Genomic DNA, 4,155 nt, shown 5'->3' with positions numbered 1-4,155 from the left:
GGTCTGTAGTCATATCCCCACGCAAAATTATGTGGGTACACGGCTGCAGGCCCCAACACCACTTTGGCCTTGAATTCCTCTAGACGGGCAGTCCAATCTTGGCCCGGATTGGATCAATCGGCTTGTCGAACAGACTATTAGAGACACATTAGTTCTTTCCCATCTTTCATTTTTCGTTTACATTTTCAATCACTCATTTCATCAACTGTTTTCCATGTAATTGTACAAATCATTTATCGATATTACTTTCATCGAATGTGTCTTTAATAGGTGACGGCTTATGGGTCAAATCGGTTTTGTTTCGCTTTCTGGGGGGTCCTTTAACTTGTTTATTTGACGGTCCAGCCTGCTTTACAGATTCGGTGTATACCTCCTGTACAGTCCCTGTCATTCCTGGGCGCTGGGTATCCCCGCTACAGGGTGACCCCTTGTTGGGCTCCGGCATTGGTGGGTGGGGAGTGCAGGAGATGAACACATGAAAATACAATATGGAAGGAAAAAGAAAACGCACAATCTCTGATGACTCAACGGAAACAACTACGCCTTCGTCCACCATCAATCAAATTTGGTCTCGGTTTTTGGTAATGGTATGCTATGTCCCTGAGGGAACTCCCAATCCTTTGAACAAACTGTCCCCTTTCACAGTTCAGAAGACTTTTCAAGGAATATGTGGAGAACTCAAATCCTTGAAAAGACTGGCAAATGGAAGTTTCTTACTCGAATGCGAAACAGCGAAACAGTCCACATCATTCCAAGCATTAACAACTTTCGCCAACATTCCAGTTAAAATTTCGCCTCACCAACGACTTAACTCATCCAAGGGAGTCATAAGATCACCAGACCTCCGCAACGCCACCGAAAAAGAAATAGTGGAAGCTTTCCCACTCGTCACGGAAGCTCGGAGGATAACCATCACCAAAGGTTCTTCCAAAATTCCTACTAACACTTTTATTCTTGACTTTGCTACCCCAATTCTTCCAACTGTCCTCACCTTTGGGTACTTGCGTTTGCATGTCGAACCATTTATCCCCAACCCTCTCCGCTGCTTCAAGTGCCAGAAGTATGGACAGCACCAGTCCAACTGTAGACGTTCCGCATGCTGTGTGAACTGCGGACAGAGTGACCACACCAAAGATGTCTGTACAAGCTCACCCCGCTGTGTAAATTGCAAAGGCGACCATGCAGCATCTGACAGAAACTGCCCCCAATGGAAATTTGAAAAAGAAGTCCAAGAAGTCAGAACAAAGAAAAACATTACCTCAGTGGAGGCGAGGAAACTTCTCCGATCCCCCACCACCCCACCGGAAATCACTCCAGGTTCTTCTTCTTATGCCGCTGTTGTTTCTTCTCCTATCTCTAATTCTTCCACAACTAAATCCACTTGTTCTACATCAACCCAGACTGACATTTTCTGCTGCCTGCCCATGTGCCATTTCACTACTGGAATACATTGCAGCACACTTGCCTGCTTCTGTCCCCCTTCCTCCCATACCAACACTTCATTCCATTCCTTCATCATTGCCTTCACATTTTCCGACCGCTACGTACACTGACCTTGAAACTGATCATGAGAACATTGAACCATCTACAAGTGAACCATCCCAAGAAATCGCTATCACCCACATACCGGAAACGGAATTGCATTCAGAAACTTCCAAGTGCCAGTCAACAGACAACCCAATGATTGCCAGCTCTCCACACTATTCAGATATTTCGGATAGTGATTCACCAATTCCAAAGACACCAGACAAAAACATCCCCGTCACATCTGGACCTAGTGACAGAAGAACTAGGTCATCGGGAAATTCTCCACGCCCCACATCAAGATCCCCCATATCACGAAATCCTCCACATGAGAGACGTTCACGGCGTGAGAACTATAACAGGACTCCACTTGTTGCCGACTATTCAACTCCACCACGCAATGGATCCAAGACCTAAATTATCTTGGTACTGTTTTTATTTCTCTTTTATTTTCATGATGGCGTCGTCGTATTCTATACTACAGTGGAACTGTCGAGGTTACCGAGCTCAGTATGAAGAGCTATGTCTCCTCGTGCAGAAGTATTCACCTCGAATACTCTGCTTACAAGAAAGCAATATGGACAACACTAAGGGATATTCTTTACCTTCTTATACTTCTTTTCATCAAGGATCTGTATCACTTCTTATTCATAACTCTGTTCCCTTCAGTGCTGTTCCTTTAAAATCTGATATACCTGCTATAGCATTACAGGTTACTTTACATAAAGTCTTTACTGTATGTTCTATTTATTTATCACCAAACCAGAATTATACGTCAGCTGATCTAATCAAATTGTTAGATCAATTGCCCTCACCTTGCCTATTATTGGGCGATTTCAATGGCCACGATCCACTATGGGGCTCTCCCGCACCAAATGCCCGTGGTTCTCAGGTCTATCAATTCATAGATTCTGCTAATTACTGTCTGTTGAATTTACCCCAACCCACTTTTCTCAGCTCCTCTCACGGTACTTTTTCTCATCTTGATCTGTCTTTAGCCCACCCATCTCTCTTTTTGGATTTAACTTGGAAGGTTCTACCTGATCTTCATGGTAGTGACCACTTTCCCATTCTCATTCATTGCAATGAATCCATTCCTGCCCCCAACCTACTCGTTGGAAACTTCATTCGGCCAACTGGACATTGTTTGAAAATCTTTGCAATGAATCTTTAGCATCATCTGAAAACATCACCGAATTTACTTCTGAACTTTTCAAAATTGCTTTACAAACAATACCCCGTACCTCTGGGATGCCAGCACCCAAACGCAGACCCTGGTATGATACAGCTTGTAAAGCTGCTGTGGCAAAGAAGAAACGTGCTCTTCGAAACTTTAAGAAATCCCCTACTACAGCCAACTTAGAAGAATTTCGCTCGTGTCGTGCCAAGGCAAGACGTCAGCTACGTACAAGTAGGAAACTCTCTTGGAAAAAATATGTTTCTACTCTGAATCTCCATACTTCATCTCGAGCTGTCTGGAAAACAGTCCGCAGCATGCAAGGCAAATCTCATTCTACCATCCCCTCTCACTTACGGGATGATGACAATCCCATTACTGGTTTGAAAGAAATGTCCAATCATCTAGGGAAACAGTTTGCTCATAATTCTTCTTCTGCTAATTCTTCACCTGCTTTCACTTCTCATAGACAAACTCAGGAAACTATTCCTATTGACTTTACCTCTTCCAATTCTGAAAACTATAATGCCCTCTTTAATCTTAAAGAACTCAATGATGCCATATCAAGCAGTCATTCGACATGCCCAGGTACAGATGAGATTCACTACTCTATGTTATCTCATCTCCCCCATTTGTCTCGTGTCCACCTTTTGAATCTTTTGAATGATGCCTGGACCACAAATACTTTACCGCCAGATTGGCGTCACGCCTTGGTGATAGCTATTGCGAAACCAGGCAAGGATTCCACCCAAGCTAATAGTTATAGGCCTATCTCCTTAACGAGTTGTTTATGCAAGACCTTTGAGCGTATGATTAATAGTCGATTAGTCTGGACATTGGAGTCGCAGAACTTACTATCTCCTCTCCAATGTGGCTTTCGAAAACGACGTTCCACTGTAGATCATCTCATCCGCTTGGACTCTTATGTTAAAAAAGCTTTCAGTCGTTCGGAGCATGCTGTCACAATTTTCTTTGACCTGGAAAAAGCTTACGACACCACTTGGAAATACGGTATACTTAAGGATCTTCACAAATTAGGATTCCGTGGTCGTTTACCACTTTTTATTCTGAATTTTTTACAGGATCGAACCTTTCAAGTTCGCATAGGTTCGACATTGTCAGATACGTTTCAACAAGAAATGGGAGTTCCACAGGGAAGTGTTCTATCCGTAACCCTCTTTTCTATCAAGATCAACAGTATTGTTGAAACTCTTTCATCAAATATTACAGGTTCTTTATTTGTTGATGATTTTTCAGCCAGTTGCAGATCTCGTAACATGCCATCCATTGAGAAGGAACTACAGTCATGTTTGGACCGACTCTCCACTTGGGCTCGGACCAATGGTTTTAAATTATCTCCTTCTAAAACTGTTTGTGTACATTTTTGTAGAAAACGAGGTCTGCATCCAGACCCTACTCTGTTTTTAAATGGCAGCCAAATACCAGTGATGCCC

At 43.1% G+C, this 4,155-nt stretch carries 3 protein-coding genes and 1 pseudogene; 3 read left to right on the top strand and 1 reads right to left on the bottom strand.

What is annotated here, in order from left to right:
• Positions 1-488: 488 nt before the first annotated feature.
• A pseudogene (locus tag BOW51_RS12030) lies at positions 489-1,010 on the top strand (DUF8775 domain-containing protein); the annotation flags it as partial.
• Positions 1,011-1,327: 317 nt separating this feature from the next.
• Here the strand turns inward: BOW51_RS12030 and BOW51_RS08050 are convergent.
• Positions 1,328-1,519, bottom strand: a complete 192-nt coding sequence (locus BOW51_RS08050; RefSeq protein ID WP_078477238.1) for a hypothetical protein — start codon at positions 1,517-1,519, stop codon at positions 1,328-1,330.
• 333 nt (positions 1,520-1,852) lie between these two features.
• Between BOW51_RS08050 and BOW51_RS08045 the strand changes: the two genes are divergently transcribed.
• Both BOW51_RS08045 and BOW51_RS08040 read left to right on the top strand, forming a co-directional pair.
• Positions 1,853-2,698, top strand: coding sequence for an endonuclease/exonuclease/phosphatase family protein (locus tag BOW51_RS08045; protein WP_306341496.1), 846 nt, complete (start codon positions 1,853-1,855; stop codon positions 2,696-2,698).
• On the top strand, positions 2,668-4,155 hold a 1,488-nt coding region (locus BOW51_RS08040; RefSeq protein ID WP_135568151.1), incomplete at its 3' end, for an RNA-directed DNA polymerase. The genes BOW51_RS08045 and BOW51_RS08040, both read left to right, overlap by 31 nt.

The sequence above is a fragment of the Solemya elarraichensis gill symbiont genome, from assembly GCF_002021095.1.
GTDB lineage: Bacteria > Pseudomonadota > Gammaproteobacteria > Chromatiales > Chromatiaceae.
This window is presented reverse-complemented; position numbering and strand designations above follow the sequence as displayed.

What these genes read in the sequence shown, in the direction of transcription:
- BOW51_RS08045 (WP_306341496.1), top strand. Translation starts at nt 1,853, where the DNA reads ATGAGAGACGTTCACGGCGTGAGAACTATAACAGGACTCCACTTGTTG.
- BOW51_RS08050 (WP_078477238.1), bottom strand. Translation starts at nt 1,519, where the DNA reads ATGATGAAGGAATGGAATGAAGTGTTGGTATGGGAGGAAGGGGGACAG.